The following is a 19,436-nucleotide window of genomic DNA, read 5'->3' as shown; positions in this document are numbered from 1 at the left end:
CAGGCCGGATGGGCAAGGGCGCGACGCTGGCGATCGAGATAGGACAGGAAGGCCGGGAGCCGGTGTTCCTGGCCCTGGCCCGTTCGATCATTGCCGAGATCGAGAAAGGCCGCCTCAAGCCCGGAGACCCGCTTCCTGGCACCCGTGCCCTGTCGAAGTCCTTGTCGCTCAACCGGAACACCGTCGACGCCGCCTATCAAGAGCTGATCATGCAGGGATGGCTCGCGACCAGACCGTCGCGCGGCACCTTCGTGGCGCGCGACCTGCCCGATTTCGCGACCGAGCGGCACGTCGTCCCCCCTGATGGCACCCATGGACCGACAGCGGCCTGCGCGACGAAACCGCTTCTGAGCCTGTCCGACGGAGCCCCGGATCCGCGCCTCGCGCCGGCCATACCGCTTGGACAGGCCTTCCGCCGGGCCTTGACTTCCCCGTCCTTCCTTTCCGGCAACCTCCATGGCGACCCGCGCGGCGCGCCGTTCCTGCGCGAGGCCCTCTCCTTCTACCTCAAGGATGAACGGGGCCTTGCGGTCGCGCCCGGCGATATACTGATCACCCGCGGCAGTCAGATGGCCCTTTTTCTGGCAGCCGGCACCGTTGCCGGCCCCGGCATGGCGATTGCCGTGGAAATCCCGGGTTATCCGCTGGCATGGTCTGCCTTCCGCGCGGCAGGCGCCCGCATCGTCGGCGTCCCTCAGGACGAAGGCGGCATCGACCTCGACTTTCTGGAGCGGCTGGCCTCATGTGAAAGGCATCTCAAGGCCGTCTATGTGACCCCGCACCACCAGTATCCCACGACCACGACGCTGGGCATGGCGCGCAGGTTGCGGCTGCTTGAACTCGCCAGACGCTTCCGCTTCGTCGTCATCGAGGACGATTACGACCATGAATATCGCTTCGAGGGGCGTCCGGTGCTGCCGCTCGCCGCACGCGGCGAGCCGGATGTCGCCGTCGTGCACATCGGCTCTTTGTCGAAGCTTATCGCGCCAGGCATTCGCGTCGGCTATGCGCTGGCGCCTCCGGCGATCCTGCGCGCAATGGCCGACCGACGCGAGGCCATCGACCGGCAGGGAGACCTGCCGCTGGAGCACGCGCTCGGCGAGATCATCGCCGACGGTACACTTCGGCGGCATACGCGCAAGACGCGTCGCATCTATCACACCCGCAGGAACCACCTCGCCGAGTTGCTGAAAGCCAGGCTTTCGGATCATGCCGAGTTCAGTCTGCCGGCGGGCGGGCTTGCCATCTGGCTGCGCCTTGCCCCGGGTCTCAGTGCGGAGAGCTGGGCATCGAATGCAGGCAGCCTCGGCCTCTCCCTGCTTCCGGGCGCGCGCTTCACGCTCGACACCTCGCATCCACCGGAGGCCTTCCGGCTCGGCTTCGCCACCCACGATGAAACCGGGCTCGAACAGGCGGTGGAGCTTCTCGTCAGATCGATGCCTGCCTGAATCACGCGCCGGCGCGCTCTATCGCCTGCACATTCTGCCGAAAACGCCCTTCGGCTGGCCGCATGCAGTGCTCACCCCTGACGCAGAAGTTCTCCGCGCAACACCGTCACGGCTTGCCCGCCCACCTCGATCTCGAGCGTTTTGCCCTGGCGTTTCCACGAAAGATGGATCGATCCGTCGCGGCAGATCTCGATGCCCTGCTTGACCCTGTAGGCACCCGCCGTCTTGGTCTTGTCGAGATGACGGGCAACATAGGCAGCGATGGCACCGTTCCCCGAGCCGCACACAGGATCCCCTCCGCCGTCCCCTTCGCCCGGCGCGAAGATCCTGGCGCGACAGCCGGCCTCTCCATCGCGCGGACGACAGAGGAAGACCGTTTCAGAGAGGTTCACCTCCTGCGCGATTTTCTACATGGTCTCGCCGCTCATATCGTCCGCGTCGAACACCACAGAAGCCGGATTGCCGAAGAGCGGCCGGTGGGCGAACGCGTCCACCTGAAGAACATCCTTGCGGCAATTCCTCTCCACGATCTTGAACCAACACGCACTCTGTTGTCCGAAAACAGCAAGGGCCAGTGAGGAAACCTGAGGTTCGGAAAAGAAGGCCTCAGACAGCATCGCACGCGCCGCGCCGGGGCCCGCTTCGGCCCGTTCAGCCGGCGGCGCCGAGCAGCCGTTCCAGTGTCACCGCGCGAAACCGGGAGACGGGTGCAATGCTTCCCTCGGCCCGCATCCGCACCAGCGCGCCCTCATAGGAATCGATGATGGCATCGGCGAGCGACCCGATATCCATCACAAAGGTCAAGTCGCCGGCCGCCCTTGCCGCCTCCAGGAGCTTGATCAGATTGGCTCGCCACCTGGCGAACGCCTGCTTGAGGCATTCCCTCAGCACCTCGCTATGCGGCGCGCTGGTCTGCGACAGAACACCATAGAGGCATCCGGCGGATGCTCCGGCGTCGCGCATCTGCTCCTCGAGACGCGCAAAATAGTCGCGAAGCTGTTCGAGTGGCGCGGCGTCTCCCGAGAAACAGTCGGTAACGAAAATCTCGTAGCGACGCTCATAGGCATCGATCACCTCGCGCGCAAAATCCTCCTTGCTTGCGAAGTGATTGTAGAAAGATCCCTTCGGCACCCCGACCCCCGCCAGGATCTGCTGAATGCCGACACCTTCATAGCCTCTGGCCAGAAAGGCCGTTACCCCTTCCTCCACCAGAAGCTCGCGTGTGTTCCGCCGTTTTGTCATTTGACAAAAATAGACCGGTCGTCTTAGCGTGTCAAATCACAACAAAGTAGACCGGTCGTCTTAGAGCGAAATCGTGAGGATCAAATGGATCGCCACCGCACAAAGGGCCTGCTCCTGGTTACGACAGGCACCCTCATGTGGAGCCTTGCCGGCCTCTTTGTTCGCGCCACGGACCTGCCCGTCTGGGATCTGATCTTCTGGCGCTCCGTCTTCGCGAGCCTGTGCCTGGCGGTCTTCGCCGTTGCCCGCCGCCGGGGTCCAAGGGCATTCGGCCTGCCGGGGCTCCTTGGCGCGGTGCTAGCAGCGCTCGCCATGTTCGGCTATGTCGCCGCGCTGAGGCTGACAACGGTCGCCAATGTTCTGGTCATCTACGCCACGCTGCCTTTCATGAGCGCCGGGCTCGCCTGGCTGGTGTCGCGCGAGCAAATCCACCGCCGCGCCCTGATCGCCAGCAGCGCGTCCCTTGCCGGCGTCGTCTGCGTCGCCGGCACGGCACTCCACTCATCCAGCCTGCCGGGGACCGCGCTCGCAGTCGCCATGACCCTCTGTTTCGCAGCACTGCTCCTCGTCGCCCGCAAATTTCCGCGCACCGATATCGCCCTGATCAACGCCGCCGGTTCCGCGCTCTGCGCCCTCGCCACATTGCCGATGACATCCGGCGAGATTCCCGGAGCACGGGACCTCCTTTTGACGCTGGGTCTCGGTGTCTTCACAACGGCGCTTGCATTCCTGCTGTTTCTGATGGGCAGCCGCCGACTTGCCTCCGCCGAAGCGGCGATGATCTGCCTGCTTGACGTCGTCTTCGGTCCGGTATGGGTATGGATCGCCTTTTCTGAATACCCGGGCGCCGGGACCCTTCTCGGCGGAGCGATCGTGCTCGGCTCCGTGGCCTGGTACCTGTGGCCGGCACTGCGGCGGCAACACCCGCCGCCAGCCGAACCCGGCGACCGGCAAGGCGCAGTCCGCACGCGCGCCGGACCGCCTGCCACCGATCGTCGGGACAACGGCCCCGCCACGCTTCGCAACCGCTAGCCGCGCCTAGGGGCCGGCCGAAGCGCGCGCAGCCGCCGTTTTCTTGTCCGGACAATGGCCGCTCAGCAAATCGAGAAGCACAACGAGGACGAAGGCCTTCATTGCCCAATACCTCCGTTTCCTTCGTCAGACGCGCGAAGTGTCGAGGGGGAGTAGCCCGCCTTTCCAGGCCCCGAACAAGTGAGAAGGCTTGAGACCCTTTTGAAACTTCGTCATTGGACAAGCAGCCATGGGGTTTCGGATCCTCGCACGGGGCGGCGCAGGCACCGGCCCGCTGGGTGAAGCAGGAATGACGGAGGTCGAATGCGCTCGGTTCACGCGGATTTCGAGGATGCGCCCTTGCGGGCGGGAGAAGCCTTTCGGGTCGCCGCCGCGGACGGGAACATCACGCTCGGAGGGTTTCTCTGGAAGCATGCGGGCGACTGCGCCGTCCGTCCGGTCGTGGTGATCACCGCCGCCACCTCGGTTCGCTGCCGCTACTATTCGCGTTTCGCCGACTATCTGTTCGCGAACGGCTTCGATGTCCTGACCTTCGACTATCGCGGCATCGGTGAGTCGCGTCCGGCGGCGATGCGCACCTTTCAGGCGGACTGGGTCGACTGGGGTGAACACGATCTGGAGGCTGCGCTGCGCTTCGCCGCCGCGACTTTTCCGGGCCAGCCGGTCCAGGTGGTCGCACATTCGATCGGCGGCTTCGCTGTCGGGCTCGCGCCCTCCAATTCCGGCATCCGCAGCATTCTCACGGTTGGCGCCCAGTTCGCCTATTGGCGCGACTATGGCGTGGCTGACCGAAAACGCATGTTCGTGAAATGGCATGTCTTCATGCCGGCGCTGACGTGGCTGCTTGGTTACTTCCCCGGCAAACGCCTCGGCTGGCTCGAGGATACGCCCGCCGGCGTGGTGCGCGACTGGAGCCGTATGAAGGCCCGCTTCGAGGACACCGTCCGCCCGGGCAGAAGCATCAATGGAGAACCCGAGGGGCTGGCCCTCAAACGCCGCTTCGCGCAGGTGCGCGCGCCGACGCTGGCCATCGGCATTGCCGACGACTCCCATGGCACGACGGAGGCAATCGACCGGCTACTCGGCTATTTCGTCAACAGCCCGCGCACGCATCTGCGCATCGCGCCCTCCGACATCGGCGCGGACAGGATCGGGCATTTCGCCTTCTTCCACGACCGCTTCCGGGCGAGCCTCTGGCCGCTGGCGCTCGCCTGGCTGCGAACTGGACGGATACCCGAGGACGCCCCCGGTCGGATCATCGGCTCACGCGAAGCGGCAAGCCGCATGTGATCTCATCCGTGCGAGCGGCTTTCATCTTCAAACGAGGATCATCACGAGCGTGACCAGCGCCAGCAGAAACAGATAGACGCGGGTGTGGACACGGTCGGGGATACGCCCAACAAAGCGCGAAGCGAGCGAAATCCCCACCCACGAACCGACGGTCAGTGCCAGCAGTGCCCGCAAGTCGACATATCCTGCATAGCCGAGGCTGGCGGCGGAGGCATGGTCCCAGGCGAGCAGAACATAGATCGCCGTTCCGGCGATCGACATCGGCAGCGACAGCGGGCTGGCCATTGCCGTCGCCCCGGTCATGCTCGCGCCGCGTCGGCGCATCAGCGGCACGGTCATCACGCTTCCCCCCACGCCGAGAAACGCGGCGACCAGCCCGATCGGAACCCCGAAGAGGGTCGCGGCCAAAGGTCCAAGCGGCGCCTTGCCGTCCCCCTGCCGCGCCATGAAGCCAGGCCTTGCGAGACTGTCGAGGATGGTAAGACCAAGATAGGCGACGAAAACCCAACGCACCCAGTCGCCACTCAGCGACATCGCCACCCGGGCCCCGGCCGCCGCGCCAATGCAAATGGGAATGATCAAGGGGCGGACCTGTGCCCAGTCGATCGTGCCCTTCCGGTTGTGTCTGAGCGTCCCCATCAAGCTGGCGAAGATCATCGCGCAGGTCGAGGTGGCAACGGCCACATGCATCGCCTCCGCCTGCATCGCCTCGCCAAGCGCACCGGCTGTCAACATCGCGTAGACGAGCGGCACGACGATGAACCCGCCGCCAAAACCGAACAGCAAGGTCGTAACCCCGGCAATCACCCCGGATGCGAGAAGAAGAAGATACATGTCGAACCGCCAGCGTCGTTCATACTGGCGTCTTTCCTAGACTCGCCCGCGTTGGCCGTCTTTCGTAGACTGGCCAAGGATCATCGAGTTCCGGCCAATCGGGAACGCAATGCGCAATATCTCACTGGAAACGGTGGATCGCACGCCACGTGCGGTCCTGCCAATCGCCACCGACCACGCCCCCGGCACGCTGCTGGAAACGCATCGTCATCGGCGGGCACAGCTTCTCTACAGCGCGACGGGATTGATGGAGGTGGAAACACCGGATGGCGCCTGGGTGGTGCCGACCCATGCGGGCGTGTGGATCCCGGCCGGCCAGCCGCACCGCGTGCACATGATCGATGCAAGCACGCGCTCTCTCTATGTCGAGCCTGCGGACGCTCCCCGGCCAGCGCGTCGCTGCGAGGTGCTGGTCGTCAGCCCCCTGCTCCACCAGCTTCTGCTGGCCACCGCAGACATCCCGCCGCTCTACGACGAAACCGGCCGCGACGGCGTCCTGCTGGCCTTGGTCCTTCATGAGATCAGGGAAGCCAGATCGGTTCCGCTCTTCGCACCGCTTCCGCAGGACGACACGCTCGCAGCCTTGTGCAAGGAGTTCCTGCGTGAACCGCACCTGAAGGCCGCCCCGGACGCATGGGCGCGCCGGCTCAACACAAGCCGCCGAACTTTCTCGAGGCATTTCCGTCAGGAAACCGGAATGTCGTTCAGCGTCTGGCGCCGACAGGCCTGCCTGCTCGCCGCGATCCCGCGCCTGTCGGCGGGAGCATCTGTGACCGAGGTCGCGCTCGATCTGGGATACGAAAGCCCGAGCGCCTTCTCGACAATGTTCCATCGCGTCGTTGGCGATCCCCCAACCCGCTTTGTTCGCCAGGACGTCGCCCCGCGTACCGATCCGTACCGGCCTCAGGCAGCAGCCCGAACATCCTGAAACGAAACGAGACGCCTGGAGTTCTCATCCCACAGCACGAGTTTCACGCAACGCAAGCTCTGGCGGAAGGTTATACGGCTCATGTCGTGCAGGTCCGGATGATCCCGCAGCACCTCGGGCAGACGATAGAATGGCACTTTCGCCGCGAGATGATGGACGTGGTGAATTCCGATGTTTCCGGTGAACCAGCGCAGCACGACGGGAAGGTCATAGTGCGAGCTGCCGTGCAACGCCGCATCCTGGAAGTTCCAATCCTCGTTGTCCGACCACTGCGTGTCCTCGAACTGGTGCTGGATGTAGAAAAGCCAGACACCGGCAGTGGCAGCCATCAGCGTGATCGGAAGCTGCACCATGAGAAAGGGCCCGACACCCATCAGCCACATCAGGGCGGCAACCGGAAGGGCAGCGCCTATATTGGTGGCGATCGTCGAGGCCCACGGCTGGACTCCGGCCCGCATCAGGCCGAGCGGCACTCTGTACTGGCAGATGAAAAGCCATGCCGGCCCGAGACCGAACATCACAATTGGATGGCGATAGAGCCGGTATCGCAGACGCCCCCAAGTGGAGAGCGCAAGGTATTCCTTGACTGTCAGCGTCGCCACGTCGCCGATGCCGCGCTTGTCGAGATTACCCGCCGTCGCGTGATGGACGGCATGCGTACGGCGCCAGTAGTCATAGGGCGTGAGGGTGAAGACACCGATCACGCGCCCGGTCCAGTCGTTGAGGCCACGGCGAGCGAACAGCGCGCCATGGCCGCAGTCATGCTGCAGGATGAAGAGGCGGACAAGAAAGCCCGCCGTGGGAACCGTCAGCAGAAGGCCCCACCAGACCCCGTTGACCACGGCCACCGCGGTCAACGCCCACAGCGCGACGAAAGACAGTGCCGTTATGGCGATTTCGACCGTGCTACGGATCGGGTCAGGTTGCCGGTAGGCCGCTAGAATCGCCGTCCAGGAGCGATCCTTGCGGTCGATGGCGACAGCGCCTGCATCTTTGGTTTTCACAAGGCCTCCGAAGGCGGACCCGTTTCGGAGAAAAGCAAAGCACCCGCAAACGAACGATCCCACGCAACACGGATACCTATCGGCCCGCAGGATCACGCTGTCTGCCACCCCTGTTCAGGGCAGTATGCGGCCGGGCGTCTCATCGCCGTCGCGCGCCGTCAAAGCGTCGCGCTGCCACATTCGGTCATGCCTGCCCCATCTCCGGGTCTTGGCTTCAGCCCTGCCGCCGGTCTCCTCCCGACAGGGCTCATAAGGAAAAAGGCCGGGCAAGGCCCGACCTTTCCAGTCGTCTCAAATGACCCGCGGCACCACCGAAGTGGGCGCGGGTCGAAGACGAAACTTATACGGTCTGCAGGTTTTCCGCGGCGCTCTTGCCCGAACGGTTGTCCCTGACGACTTCGTAGCTGAGCTTCTGGCCCTCGACGATGGTGCGCATGCCGGCGCGCTCGACGGCCGAGATGTGGACGAAGACGTCCGCAGCGCCGTCGTCCGGCTGAATGAAACCAAAGCCCTTGGTGGCGTTGAAGAACTTGACGGTACCAGTATTCATGACGATTTCCTTTTCAATCGGACACTGTACGCGACGCGTACCGCGCCGAACGCGGGTTTTATGCATTCAAGTCGATTTTGATAGGGAACATCGCCATAAGCGCGATTGCTCGCGCGGTAACCAAGTCCGACAAACAAGATCGATTTCTATCACATAGATCGTACCGGCGACCAAAACAAGGGTTGATGTAAAAAACTTGGTGCGCGGAATTGTCATACAGAGCGCGGGACATGTCTTTTCCTGAACAAATATTTCCCGGCAAGCCTATGAATTACTCCCCCGCATGCCCATATAAGATATCAGCCCGCCCTGCGCACGGGCCCAGAAAGAACTTTCATGAAAATTCGGCTCCTCCCCACCGCGACGGCGTCCTTCGACGCAGCGGGGGAACACGTGCATCGCACGGCAAGTGTTTTCGCACGCCGAACAGAGAAACCTGGGCGGGACAAGAACGGCCAGCGACGACCTTTTGAAGAACATAAACAGAACAATAGCCAGAAGGGATCGGGATCATGCCAGTACAGGCCAACACAAGGCCATCCGTCGGCCAGCGATGGAACGACTACCATCCGGCGAAATCCACGCTGGTGTGGGCGTGCGTCGTCACGGCGATTGCCACAATGGTCATCGGCTTTAGCTGGGGCGGCTGGGTAACGGCGGGCACCTCGCGCACACTCGCGTCGACTGCGGGAAGCACGGCACGCGGGGAACTGGCCGCACTCATTTGCGTCGAGCGGTTCAATGCTGCCCCTGACTCAACCGCCCGTCTTGTCGAATTCAAGGCTCTCGACGGCTCCTACAAACAACGTCAGTTCGTCGAGGCTGGCGGCTGGGCGACCATGCCAGGCGACGCATCAGCCAACCGCCGTGCGGCTGAGGGCTGCGCCGCCGCGCTTGCCGCCTGAGCAAGCCGCCCCACCGCGCGCGCCGCCTGATGGGGATCAACTCGCGCCGCGGCCATCGTGAACAGGCCGCCGCGCAAAGACATCATCGGAGAGTAGAACATGACAGACCATCGTTTCGTCATCGGGCAGGCAGTCCGGATGAAAAGCCGGTTCGGCCTCTCTCCCTCGATAGGGGATGGCTTTCGCATCATCGCGATCATGCCGGTGAACGAAGACAATTCGCCTCAATACCGCATCCGCAACGACGAAGAGCGCCACGAGCGCGTAACGACCGAAGACGGCATCGAGGAACTGACGGCACGACCCAATTCCGGGTGACGCCGCAAACGGAAATCGGAGTTTGGAAATGGCCAAAGGACAGAAGCGAAGCAACCGCGAAGTGAGAAAGCCGAAGCAGCCGAAGGCGGCCGCGAAGGTGGAGGCGCTGCTCGGCTCCCAGGTCAAGGAGGCGGTCAGCAGCAAGCAGCCGAACAGCAAGGCAAAGAGCCGCGCCTAGGATCGCGCTGCGGCCCATCGCCAAGCGCCAAGAGGGGCACCCCGTCGCCAAAAGGGAACGGGCGCTCCCATCCAGTCCGCGAACGACGGCCAACCGGCGGCGCATTGGGAGCTCACCTCCCGATACCAACAAGGCATTCGATCATGACGCTCAATTTTCCAAACAGAAGCCGCAGCTATGACGAGGCCGGCCGGCGCGTTCGTTTCTCCGGCCATGACGGCATGTTCGAGGTGCCGTTCTTTGTCGAAGCGGATGCGCTCAGCATCACCTCGCCCGGCGAGGAGCAATACCTGGCCGCCTTCGATGAGGCGCGCACCAGGATCTATGACGTCGCGCGCAAAATCTACGGAAGCGCCCGCAAGAATGTATATGTCTTGACGAAATCAGACTTCCACTAATCAAAATTCGTCCAAAGAACTTCCATCAACACAGATCTCCGGAAGAACTGGACCCCGCCATGAATGTCAGGACCACGGATACAAAAGTCACGTTCAGACAATCGTTCATTTTGAGCGCCTTGGACGGTCGGCAACCGGCGGGAACCTACCGCTTGGTAATAGACGAGGAAGAGATCTCCGGGATTTCCTTTGTTGCCTACCGTCGCGTAGCAACAATGCTGCACACTCCGGCGATTGCCGTCCAGAGCGTTCGGCGCGAGGCGGTTGAAATCGACCCGGAGGAACTGGCGGCAGCGCAGGATGCGGATGCGCTCCTGTGTCGGACCGTCGAGGAGTAATGGATCATGCGTCATCTTGGCGGACTTCAAGGAAGCGGCGTTCTGAAATGCGGCAACAAGATATTTGCGCGCGCGGACTACGATCTGGATGGTTTCCTGCGCAAGCCGGGCGAAGTCGTTGGCAGCGGCGACATCCGGATGGATTCCGTCACCCTGCGACAGGTATTCGGCCGCAAGGACCTGCACCTGCTGACGGATGACGGCCGACTGCTCCGCATCCGTTTCTCCGAAACACGCCTACCTGCCGCCAGTGATGCCGCGCATGTCGACGTGGTCGGAGATCTGCCCTTGGCCTCGGAATGGCGACACTGACTGAGTGACTGCTGCCGGCTGCAGCGAGCGCCGGACGATCTGCGAGCCCCCACTCCCAAAGCCCGCGCCCTGCGCGCACCACTGCAGGAGACGCGGACTCAACACCTCAGCCAATCTGTCGCACCTGCGCCCGGGCTGGAAAGGCACTCCTTGAGATCGTTCCCTCGCCTCCTCGGCCTTCGCTCGTCGTCACCACCGTGGAACGACGGGGCACCGGTAAGAGAAGAGCTTTTCAGCGTTGAACGGCTGGAGCAACACGCGCGCAGCCTTGCCACGGCTCAGACGGTGGCCGGGCGGCCGCCGGTCGTGCGCTCCCTGCACAAGAGGCTCAGCGACAACGCCGCTGTTTTGCTCTGCGCCTATCAGTCGAGTGCGGCGGAGCTGGAAAGCGGCAGAGGCGTCGTTCCTGCGGCAGAATGGCTGCTGGACAACTATCATGTGGTCGAGGAGCAGATCCTCGAGATCCGGGACGACCTCCCCCCCGGTTACTATCGCCAGCTCCCGAAACTCAGCGAAGGGCCGTTTGCCGGCTATCCAAGGGTGCTTGGACTCGCCTGGGCCTTTGTCGCACACACCGACAGCCTCTTCGACCGCGAGAGATTGCGGCGGTTTCTGGTGGCCTACCAGGAGGTACAGCCCCTGACGATCGGCGAGCTGTGGGCCGTCGCGATCACGCTACGTTTCGTCCTCATCGAGAACCTGCGCCGACTGGCCGACCAGATTACGGCAGCGCGCGCGGCCCGCACGGAGGCGGCGGCGCTGGCCAAGCGGCTTCTCCTGCCCGGTGAGGCGCGCTCCGCGCTGGATGCGGATATCGCCTCCCGATCGCCAAACCCCTTGCCCGAACTCTTCGCCGCGCATCTGGCCAAGCAGCTGCGAAATCAGGACCCGGCCACGACACCCGCACTCAAGTGGCTGGAGGAGCGTCTCGCCCTGCAAGGCGTTTCCATCGACGACGTCGTGCAACATGCCCAACAGAGGCAAGGCGCGTCCAATGTCACCGTGCGCAACATCGTCACCAGCATGCGGCTTGTCTCCGACATCGACTGGGCGGACCTTTTCGAGAGCGTTAGCCTGGTCGACGAGCGGCTGCGCGCGCGAAGCGCCTTTTCCGACATGGACTTCCCGACCCGTGATCTCTACAGGAACGCGATCGAGCAACTGGCGCGCGGATCGTCCTTTTCCGAGCTCGAGATCGTGGACCACACACTTGTCGCCGCGCGAGAAAGCGCGGCCGAGGCTGACGGCACAGCCGACGCCGAACGTTTCGCCGACCCGGGCTATCACCTGATCGCCCAGGGCCGGCCGGCGCTAGAACGCGCGATCCGGTTTTGCCCGTCCGCGCGGCTGCGGGTCAGCCGCATCAACACGCGGCTTGGCATCGGCGGATACGTAGGGGCGATCCTGCTTGTCTCGGCCGCGGTGCTGGCGCTTGCGCTATGGGCGATGTCGTCCAGCGATCCGGGCACGGGCTGGCTCCTGTGGTTCGCATTTCTGGCCTTTCTCCCCGTCAGCGAGGTGTCGACAGCCCTCGTCAACCGCATCCTGACCTGGAGTCTCGGGGCCACCGCCCTGCCCGGCCTGGCGCTCAAGCAGGGCGTGCCGTCGTCGTTGCGGACGCTCATCGCGGTGCCAACACTGCTCACGAGCGCGGCCGACCTTCTGGAGCAGGTGGAGCGCCTCGAGGTCCACCACCTTTCCGGCTCCGGCGGAGACCTCGTCTTCGCACTGCTTACGGACGGCACCGATGCGGAACAGGAAGTCACCCCGGAGGATGCCGGTCTGCTCGCCGTCGCAGCAGGGGCGATTGACGAACTGAACCGGCGCCATGAGCCGGCCGCCAGCGGCAACCGTTTCCTCCTCCTGCATCGACGCCGCCTGTACAACGCGAGCGAAGGCAAATGGATGGGCTGGGAGCGCAAGCGCGGAAAGCTGCACGAGCTCAATCGCCTCCTGCTCGGCGCCGGCGACACGACCTTCATGCCTGTCGACGGCGTTCCCCCTCAGGTGCCAGCCGGCGTGCGTTACGTCATCACGCTGGACGCCGATACACGGCTACCGCGCGACGCCGCCCACCGCCTCATCGGCAAGATGGCACATCCGCTCAACCGCCCGCGCTTCAGCGATGCGGCGCGGCGCGTGGTCGACGGCTATGGCATTCTCCAGCCGCGCGTCACGCCCTCGCTTCCGGTCGGACGCGAGGGCTCGGTCTATCAGCGCGTTTTCTCCGCCCCCGGCGGCATAGATCCCTATGCGGCCGCCGCCTCGGATGTGTACCAGGACCTCTTCGGTGAAGGCACCTTTACGGGCAAGGGCATCTATGACCTTAACGCCTTCGAGGCCTCACTCTCCGGCCGCGTGCCGGAGAACTCCATGCTCAGCCACGACCTTTTCGAGGGCGTGTTCGCGCGGGCAGGCCTCGCCTCCGACGTCGAGGTGATCGAGGAATTCCCCGCCCGGTACGACGTCGCCGCCAAACGCCTGCATCGCTGGACCCGCGGCGACTGGCAACTCCTGCCCTGGGCCCTGGGCCGGGACAAGGGCCACCTCGCGGTTCCAGCCATCGGGCGCGCGAAGATGCTCGACAATCTTCGGCGTTCGCTTCTGGCGCCGTTCACGCTCCTCGCGCTGGGGCTCACCTGGCTGATGCCTCAGCCGGCGGCCGCGACTGGAACCGCGATCCTGCTTGCCGGCATTGCCCTCCCGGCCTTCCTTTCCGTACTCCTTTCCCTCGTGCCGGCGCGTTCGGGCATTCGCTTGCGCAGTCACGTCGCCACGCTCGCCGCGGATCTGCGTCTCGCCGCGGTCCAGAGCGCGCTCTCGATTGCTTTTCTGGCCGATCATGCGTGGCGAATGGGCGATGCCATCGCAAGGACGCTTGTGCGTCTGGCCTGGACCCGCCGCCACCTGCTGGAATGGACCACGGCAGCTCAGTCGAACAGAAGCCCGCGCCTGAACCTCGCCGGCTTCTACCGTTCCATGGCCTCCGGCACCTTGCTTGGGCTACTCATCGCCGTTGGCGCGACGGTGTTCTCACCTTCCTCCGGGCCGCTGACCATTCCCTTCGCGCTGCTCTGGCTGGCCGCGCCGGCAATCGCCCTGCGGGTCAGCCGCTCGCCCAGCGCCGGACCGCGCCTTGCGATTTCCGATCAGGATGGGCGCGAGTTGCGCCTCATAGCCCGCCGCACCTGGCGCTTCTTCGAGACCTTCGTGACGCCCGCAAGCAACATGCTGCCCCCGGACAACTTCCAGGAAGACCCGCGCCCGGTCATCGCGCAAAGGACCTCGCCCACCAATATCGGGCTCTATCTCGTCTCCTCCATAGCCGCCCGCGACTTCGGCTGGGCAGGCATGATCGAGACGGTGGAACGCCTGGAAGCTAGCTTGAGAACCATGCATGTTCTTTCAAGGCACAAGGGGCATTTCTTCAACTGGTATGAGACCCGCGACCTGCGCGTCCTCGAGCCTGCCTACATCTCCTCCGTCGACAGCGGAAACCTGGCCGGGCATTTGATCGTGGTCGCCAACGCATGCGAATCCTGGGCGGACGAAACCGCAGGGACGCAAGCCCGCCTTGGCATGAGCGACAGCCTCCATCTGGCCCGACAGGCGCTCGAGACACTGTCTATCGCGAAAAACGGACGCGGCGCGCAGCTCCCGCAGATGCTCGACGACATCGAAGACCGGCTGAAGGGGCCGGAAACACTCGACGCGCTGACGCCCGTGCTGACGCGGCTGGCGGAAAAGGCAGCCCTCATGGCGCGCGCCATGATCCCGGCAAGCGTCGACGACGCCTCACCCGACCTCGTCTTCTGGATCGAGTCATTCGGAAAGATCGCGGCCGAACACGCGCGCGACCAGATCGCGCCCCCTGGTTTGAAAGACCGGCTGCGGGCGCTCGCCGCCGACGCGCGCGAAATGGCGGTGGCGATGGACTTCGCCTTTCTTCTCGACCCCGAGCGCAAGCTCTTGTCGATCGGCTATTCCCACGCCGACAATCGTCTCGATACGAGTTGCTACGACCTGCTCGCTTCGGAGGCGCGGCTTGCGAGCCTCTTCGCCATCGCCAAGGGCGATATCGAGACACGGCACTGGTTCCGCCTGGGACGGGCGGCGACGCCGCTTGCGAACGCATCGGCGCTGATTTCCTGGTCTGGCTCCATGTTCGAATACCTTATGCCATCGCTCGTCATGCGCGCGCCCGCCGGCAGCCTTCTCGAGCAGACCAACCGACTGGTGGTGGAGCGCCAGCAGACCTACGCCCGCGCGCTGGACATTCCCTGGGGCATCTCGGAGTCCGCCTATAACGCCCGCGACATGGAACTGACCTATCAGTATTCGAACTTCGGAGTACCCGGCCTTGGCCTGAAACGCGGCCTTTCGGAGAACACCGTGATCGCTCCCTATGCGACCGGGCTGGCGGCGATGGTCGACCCGCATGGCGCCTGCGAGAACTACGCTCTCCTGGCACGGCTGGGAGCCGGCAGCCGCTACGGTTTCTTCGAAGCGCTCGACTTCACCCGCTCCAGGCTTCCCGAAAAGACCTATGTGGCCATTGTCCGAACCACCATGGCGCACCATCAGGGCATGACCATCGTCGCCATCGCCAATACGCTCCACGATGGAGAAATGCGCGCGCGGTTCCACCGCGAACCGATGATCCAGGCCTGCGAGCTTCTGCTGCAGGAACGTATGCCGCGCAATGTCGCGATCGGCCACCCCAGGGCGGAGGAGGTCAAGGTCTCGCCTGCAGCGACAGATGCGGAACCTTCGACGTCGCGCAGGGTCACCACCGCCACGGCCGGCTCGCCGGTAACCCATCTGCTCTCCAACGGCCGCTACGCGGTGATGCTCACGGCTGCCGGGGCGGGTTACAGCCGCTGGCGCGGCATCGCGGTCACGCGCTGGCGCGAAGATGCAACGCGCGACGACTGGGGCTCCTTCATCTTCCTGCGCGACATCGGAAGCGGAGACGTCTGGTCTGTCGGCGCCCAGCCGCTCTGCCAGGAGGCGGCAAAGAACGAGATCGTTTTCGACGAGGACCGCGCCCAGTTCATCCGACATGACGGCCCCCTGACGACCACGATGGATGTGCTGGTCTCCGGCGAGGACGACTGCGAGGTCCGCCGCGTCTGCGTCGGCAACGCCGGAAGGCGGGAGCGCGAGATCGAGATCACGTCCTATGCGGAGATCGTGCTTGCTCCCATGGCTGCCGACACCGCGCATCCGGCGTTTTCCAAGATGTTCGTGCAGACCGAACACGCGGCCGAGTTCGGAGCGCTTATCGCGACGCGCCGCCTGCGCTCGCCCGACGAAACGCATGTCTGGGCGGCTCATCTCGCCGTCGTTGAGGGCGAGATCGTCGCCGACCCGCAATACGAGACCGACCGCGCCCGGTTCATAGGTCGTGGCGGCACTATTGCCACGCCCGACGCGATGCGAGAGGGAGTGTCGCTATCGAACACGGTGGGAACGGTCCTCGACCCCATCTTCTCTCTGCGGCAGCGTGTGAGGATCGCGCCGGGCAAGATCGCCCGCGTCGCCTATTGGACCATTGTCGCCTCTTCGCGCGCCGAGCTTATGGATCTGATCGACAAACACCATGATCGCAGTGCGTTCGACCGCGCTCAGACGCTGGCCTGGACCCAGGGTCAGGTCCAGCTTCGCCATCTCGACGTGGATGCCGGAGAGGCCGCGGACTTCCAGCGCCTGGCCACTCCCATCCTTTACGCCAACCCGCGCTACCGGGCACCATCGGTGCAGATTGTCCGCGGCGCGGGCCCGCAGTCGGGCCTGTGGCACCTCGCCATTTCCGGTGACCTGCCGATCGTCCTACTGAACATCGGTGACCCCCAGGACATGGCCCAGGTTCGCCAGTTGCTGCGCGCCCATGAGTACTGGCGGATGAAGAGCCTCGCCGTCGATCTGGTGATCGTCAACGAGCGGGCGTCCTCCTACACACAGGATCTGCAGGTGGCCATCGAGACGGCCGTGCGCAGCAGCCAGTCGCGTCCCCGCTTCGGACTGGAATTGGCGCAAGGCTCGGTCTTCGTGCTGCGCGCCGACCTGATAAGCGCCGAGGCACGCGCACGACTTCATTCCGTCGCCCGCGTCACGCTGTCCGCGCGCCGTGGCCCGATAGCCGAGCAGTTTCCCGATCTGCCGCCCCTGTCCCATCCTCCCGTCCATCGCAAAGCCGAGCGATCAGCATCGCCGCCCCGCCCCCTCCACCGACCATCGCTTGAGTTCTTCAACGGGCTCGGCGGCTTTGACAGGAATGGCCGCGAGTATGTGACGATCCTGGACCAGGGCGCCGTCACGCCCGCGCCGTGGATCAATGTGATTGCCAACCCCGATTTCGGCTTTCAGGTATCGACGGAAGGAAGTGGATACACCTGGGCGCAAAACAGCCGCGAGAACCAGTTGACGCCATGGTCGAACGATCCCGTGGTCGACCCGAGCGGCGAGGCGTTCTACATCCGCGACGAAGAAACACTCGAACTGTGGAGCCCCACCGCCCAGCCGATCCGGGACCGCGGCTTCTATGTTTCGCGCCATGGCTTCGGCTACAGCCGCTTCGAACACGAAGCCAACGGCGTTGCGCTCGATCTCCTGCAATACGTTCCGCTCAGCGACCCGATCAAGATCTCGCGCCTGACCTTGCGAAACACATCCGGCCGCAGCCGCCGATTGTCCGTCACCAGCTATGCCGAACTTGTGCTCGGCAGCTCGCGCGGCGCCACCGCGCCCTTCCTCGTGACGCAGATCGACGAGACTTCCGGCGCGATGCTGGCGCGCAATCCCTGGAGCATCAGTTCTTCCGGCGGCGTTGCCTTTGCCGATCTCGGCGGACGGCAGTCAACCTGGACGGCCGACCGCACGGAATTCCTCGGCTGCTGCGGACGGCTCTCCGCACCGCTCGCGCTCACCCGCGCACAAGCGCTGTCGGGAAAGACGGGCGCCGGCCTCGACCCCTGCGCGGCCCTGCAGCAGATCGTCGAGCTCGCGGCGGGCCAAACGGTCGAAATCGTCTCGTTTCTCGGACAGTGCGGCACGCAGGAGGAAGTCCGCGCCCTGCTCGCGCGCTACCGGACCGCCGATCTCGACGCCACACTTCAAGAGGTAAGCGATCACTGGAACGACCTGTTGCAAGCGGTTCAGGTCAAGACGCCGGATCGGGCCATGGACATCCTGCTGAACGGCTGGCTCCTCTACCAGACGCTGGCCTGCCGCATCTGGGCGCGTTCGGCCTTCTATCAGACAAGCGGTGCCTATGGCTTCCGCGACCAGCTCCAGGATGGAATGGCACTGACCCTCATGCGCCCCGAGGAAACGCGACGCCATCTCCTGCGTGCGGCCGGACGGCAGTTCGTCGAAGGCGATGTCCAGCATTGGTGGCTGCCCGGCTCCGGGCAGGGCGTGCGAACGCGCATTTCGGACGACCGTGTCTGGCTCGCCTTTGCGGCGGCGACCTATGTGAAGACGTCGGGCGATAACGCGGTACTCGACGAGAGCGTCCCCTTCCTCGATGCCCCGCCCCTGCTCCCTGGCGAACATGACTCCTTCACCCATCCGACCACGGCAGCTGAATCCGCCTCCCTGTTCGAGCATTGCGCCCGCGGTCTCGACCAGTGCCTGGACCTGACCGGACAGCTCGGCCTTCCATTGATGGGCACCGGAGACTGGAACGACGGCATGAACCGTGTCGGCGAGGGTGGCAAGGGCGAGAGCGTCTGGCTTGGCTGGCTTCTGCTGCGTGCCATCGAGCTTTTCAGCCCCCTTTCGGAGGGGCGCGACCCGGTGCGCGCCGAACGCTGGCGCTCTCATGCGAATGCGCTGCGACTGGCGCTTGAAGAGCATGCCTGGGACGGCGAGTGGTATCGCCGCGCGACATTCGACGACGGCGCGAACCTTGGCTCGAAGGCCAACACAGAATGCCGGATAGACTCTATCGCACAGTCCTGGGCCGTGCTCTCGGAAGCTGCCGAGCCGGCCCGGGCAGCAACGGCCATGGCTTCGCTGGACCGGCACCTCATTCGCCGCGACGAAGGCCTGGCGCTTCTGTTCACCCCTCCGTTCGACAAGACCCCGCGCGATCCGGGCTACATCAAGGGCTATCCGCCGGGCTTGCGCGAGAACGGTGGTCAATACAGCCATGCCGCCATGTGGGCGATCCTGGCCTTTGCCAAGTCGGGCGCGCGCGACAAGGCGCATGAGCTGTTCGCGATGCTCAACCCGATCAACCACGCGCGCACGCCCGAGGAGGTCGAGCGCTATAAGGTTGAGCCCTATGTCGTCGCGGCTGATGTCTACTCCGTCGCGCCGCACGCCGGCCGGGGCGGCTGGACCTGGTACACGGGTTCGGCCGCCTGGATGTATCGCGCCGGCCTGGAGGGCATCCTGGGCATCCGCCGCGAGGGGGATATGCTCATCGTCGACCCGTGTATCCCCTCAGACTGGCCGGGTTTCGAAGCCGCCATCAAGGTACAGGCTACGAGCTTCGCCATCCGCGTGGACAATGCACCCCCGGGCAACGGGCGGCTTGTCTGGCAGGCTGTGCTTGACGGCGAACCCATGCGGTCTTCATCAGCCGGAGCCCCCCGCATGCGGCTCGACGGGCTTCATCACACCCTCGACCTGCGACGCTTGTGATGGCGCA

General features: G+C 64.6%; 17 protein-coding genes. 11 read left to right on the top strand and 6 right to left on the bottom strand.

What is annotated here, in order from left to right:
• Positions 1 to 8: 8 nt before the first annotated feature.
• Entirely contained in the window at positions 9 to 1,448 is a 1,440-nt protein-coding gene (gene pdxR, locus ACSLUQ_RS05390; RefSeq protein WP_461807898.1) for a MocR-like pyridoxine biosynthesis transcription factor PdxR, read from the top strand.
• A 71-nt stretch (positions 1,449 to 1,519) separates the two neighbouring features.
• Here pdxR and ACSLUQ_RS05385 read toward each other — a convergent pair whose 3' ends face one another.
• From ACSLUQ_RS05385 to ACSLUQ_RS05375, 3 genes are read right to left on the bottom strand one after another with little or no spacing between them, the layout of a single operon-like run.
• The gene (locus ACSLUQ_RS05385) at positions 1,520 to 1,840 is read right to left on the bottom strand and encodes a PhzF family phenazine biosynthesis protein (RefSeq protein ID WP_461807897.1); all 321 of its coding nucleotides are present in this window, start codon (positions 1,838 to 1,840) and stop codon (positions 1,520 to 1,522) included.
• A gap of 15 nt (positions 1,841 to 1,855) precedes the next feature.
• Positions 1,856 to 2,065, bottom strand: coding sequence for a hypothetical protein (locus tag ACSLUQ_RS05380; protein ID WP_461807896.1), 210 nt, complete (start codon positions 2,063 to 2,065; stop codon positions 1,856 to 1,858).
• Positions 2,066 to 2,099: 34 nt separating this feature from the next.
• Positions 2,100 to 2,690, bottom strand: coding sequence for a TetR family transcriptional regulator C-terminal domain-containing protein (locus ACSLUQ_RS05375; protein WP_461807895.1), 591 nt, complete (start codon positions 2,688 to 2,690; stop codon positions 2,100 to 2,102).
• An 84-nt stretch (positions 2,691 to 2,774) separates the two neighbouring features.
• On the opposite strand from ACSLUQ_RS05375, the gene ACSLUQ_RS05370 reads away from it, so the two are divergent.
• On the top strand, positions 2,775 to 3,722 hold the full coding sequence (locus tag ACSLUQ_RS05370) for a DMT family transporter (protein ID WP_461807894.1): 948 nt from the start codon (positions 2,775 to 2,777) through the stop codon (positions 3,720 to 3,722).
• A gap of 303 nt (positions 3,723 to 4,025) precedes the next feature.
• Positions 4,026 to 5,012, top strand: a complete 987-nt coding sequence (locus ACSLUQ_RS05365) for an alpha/beta hydrolase family protein (protein WP_417774151.1) — start codon at positions 4,026 to 4,028, stop codon at positions 5,010 to 5,012.
• A gap of 27 nt (positions 5,013 to 5,039) precedes the next feature.
• On the opposite strand, the gene ACSLUQ_RS05360 is transcribed toward ACSLUQ_RS05365, so the two are convergent.
• Positions 5,040 to 5,846 (bottom strand): sulfite exporter TauE/SafE family protein, encoded by an 807-nt coding sequence (locus ACSLUQ_RS05360; protein ID WP_461807893.1) that lies wholly within the window; start codon positions 5,844 to 5,846, stop codon positions 5,040 to 5,042.
• Between the two features lie 109 nt (positions 5,847 to 5,955).
• On the opposite strand from ACSLUQ_RS05360, the gene ACSLUQ_RS05355 reads away from it, so the two are divergent.
• Positions 5,956 to 6,774, top strand: a complete 819-nt coding sequence (locus ACSLUQ_RS05355) for an AraC family transcriptional regulator (RefSeq protein WP_461807892.1) — start codon at positions 5,956 to 5,958, stop codon at positions 6,772 to 6,774.
• Here the strand turns inward: ACSLUQ_RS05355 and ACSLUQ_RS05350 are convergent.
• Together ACSLUQ_RS05350 and ACSLUQ_RS05345 are read right to left on the bottom strand one after the other, a co-directional pair.
• Positions 6,750 to 7,778, bottom strand: a complete 1,029-nt coding sequence (locus ACSLUQ_RS05350; RefSeq protein ID WP_417774154.1) for a fatty acid desaturase — start codon at positions 7,776 to 7,778, stop codon at positions 6,750 to 6,752. The genes ACSLUQ_RS05355 and ACSLUQ_RS05350 overlap by 25 nt on opposite strands.
• 340 nt (positions 7,779 to 8,118) lie before the next feature.
• A complete protein-coding gene (locus ACSLUQ_RS05345) occupies positions 8,119 to 8,328 on the bottom strand; it encodes a cold-shock protein (protein WP_417774155.1) in 210 nt (69 codons plus the stop codon).
• A 512-nt stretch (positions 8,329 to 8,840) separates the two neighbouring features.
• Here ACSLUQ_RS05345 and ACSLUQ_RS05340 point away from each other — a divergent pair.
• The 7 genes from ACSLUQ_RS05340 to ACSLUQ_RS05310 all read left to right on the top strand — a co-directional run bounded on the left by ACSLUQ_RS05340 (position 8,841) and on the right by ACSLUQ_RS05310 (position 19,429).
• The gene (locus tag ACSLUQ_RS05340) at positions 8,841 to 9,233 is read left to right on the top strand and encodes a hypothetical protein (RefSeq protein ID WP_417774156.1); all 393 of its coding nucleotides are present in this window, start codon (positions 8,841 to 8,843) and stop codon (positions 9,231 to 9,233) included.
• 99 nt (positions 9,234 to 9,332) lie between these two features.
• Positions 9,333 to 9,551 (top strand): hypothetical protein, encoded by a 219-nt coding sequence (locus tag ACSLUQ_RS05335; protein WP_417774157.1) that lies wholly within the window; start codon positions 9,333 to 9,335, stop codon positions 9,549 to 9,551.
• A 28-nt stretch (positions 9,552 to 9,579) separates the two neighbouring features.
• A complete protein-coding gene (locus ACSLUQ_RS05330) occupies positions 9,580 to 9,729 on the top strand; it encodes a hypothetical protein (RefSeq protein WP_417774158.1) in 150 nt (49 codons plus the stop codon).
• A gap of 143 nt (positions 9,730 to 9,872) precedes the next feature.
• Positions 9,873 to 10,127 (top strand): DUF1488 family protein, encoded by a 255-nt coding sequence (locus tag ACSLUQ_RS05325; protein ID WP_461807891.1) that lies wholly within the window; start codon positions 9,873 to 9,875, stop codon positions 10,125 to 10,127.
• 59 nt (positions 10,128 to 10,186) lie between these two features.
• Positions 10,187 to 10,465, top strand: a complete 279-nt coding sequence (locus tag ACSLUQ_RS05320; protein WP_417774159.1) for a hypothetical protein — start codon at positions 10,187 to 10,189, stop codon at positions 10,463 to 10,465.
• A 6-nt stretch (positions 10,466 to 10,471) separates the two neighbouring features.
• The gene (locus ACSLUQ_RS05315) at positions 10,472 to 10,777 is read left to right on the top strand and encodes a hypothetical protein (RefSeq protein WP_417774160.1); all 306 of its coding nucleotides are present in this window, start codon (positions 10,472 to 10,474) and stop codon (positions 10,775 to 10,777) included.
• A 150-nt stretch (positions 10,778 to 10,927) separates the two neighbouring features.
• Positions 10,928 to 19,429, top strand: a complete 8,502-nt coding sequence (locus ACSLUQ_RS05310; protein ID WP_461807890.1) for a GH36-type glycosyl hydrolase domain-containing protein — start codon at positions 10,928 to 10,930, stop codon at positions 19,427 to 19,429.
• The last annotated feature ends 7 nt before the right edge of the window (positions 19,430 to 19,436 follow it).

This window comes from Stappia sp. ICDLI1TA098, from assembly GCF_054880955.1.
Note: the sequence above shows the minus strand (reverse complement) of the source record. Positions and strands in the feature narration are given on the sequence as shown.

Coding starts and splice junctions, on each gene's coding strand:
- ACSLUQ_RS05320 (WP_417774159.1), top strand. CDS start 10,187: ATGAATGTCAGGACCACGGATACAAAAGTCACGTTCAGACAATCGTTC.
- ACSLUQ_RS05370 (WP_461807894.1), top strand. CDS start 2,775: ATGGATCGCCACCGCACAAAGGGCCTGCTCCTGGTTACGACAGGCACC.
- ACSLUQ_RS05375 (WP_461807895.1), bottom strand. CDS start 2,690: ATGACAAAACGGCGGAACACACGCGAGCTTCTGGTGGAGGAAGGGGTA.
- ACSLUQ_RS05345 (WP_417774155.1), bottom strand. CDS start 8,328: ATGAATACTGGTACCGTCAAGTTCTTCAACGCCACCAAGGGCTTTGGT.
- pdxR (WP_461807898.1), top strand. CDS start 9: ATGGGCAAGGGCGCGACGCTGGCGATCGAGATAGGACAGGAAGGCCGG.
- ACSLUQ_RS05325 (WP_461807891.1), top strand. CDS start 9,873: ATGACGCTCAATTTTCCAAACAGAAGCCGCAGCTATGACGAGGCCGGC.
- ACSLUQ_RS05330 (WP_417774158.1), top strand. CDS start 9,580: ATGGCCAAAGGACAGAAGCGAAGCAACCGCGAAGTGAGAAAGCCGAAG.
- ACSLUQ_RS05340 (WP_417774156.1), top strand. CDS start 8,841: ATGCCAGTACAGGCCAACACAAGGCCATCCGTCGGCCAGCGATGGAAC.
- ACSLUQ_RS05335 (WP_417774157.1), top strand. CDS start 9,333: ATGACAGACCATCGTTTCGTCATCGGGCAGGCAGTCCGGATGAAAAGC.
- ACSLUQ_RS05355 (WP_461807892.1), top strand. CDS start 5,956: ATGCGCAATATCTCACTGGAAACGGTGGATCGCACGCCACGTGCGGTC.
- ACSLUQ_RS05380 (WP_461807896.1), bottom strand. CDS start 2,065: ATGCTGTCTGAGGCCTTCTTTTCCGAACCTCAGGTTTCCTCACTGGCC.
- ACSLUQ_RS05360 (WP_461807893.1), bottom strand. CDS start 5,846: ATGTATCTTCTTCTTCTCGCATCCGGGGTGATTGCCGGGGTTACGACC.
- ACSLUQ_RS05315 (WP_417774160.1), top strand. CDS start 10,472: ATGCGTCATCTTGGCGGACTTCAAGGAAGCGGCGTTCTGAAATGCGGC.
- ACSLUQ_RS05365 (WP_417774151.1), top strand. CDS start 4,026: ATGCGCTCGGTTCACGCGGATTTCGAGGATGCGCCCTTGCGGGCGGGA.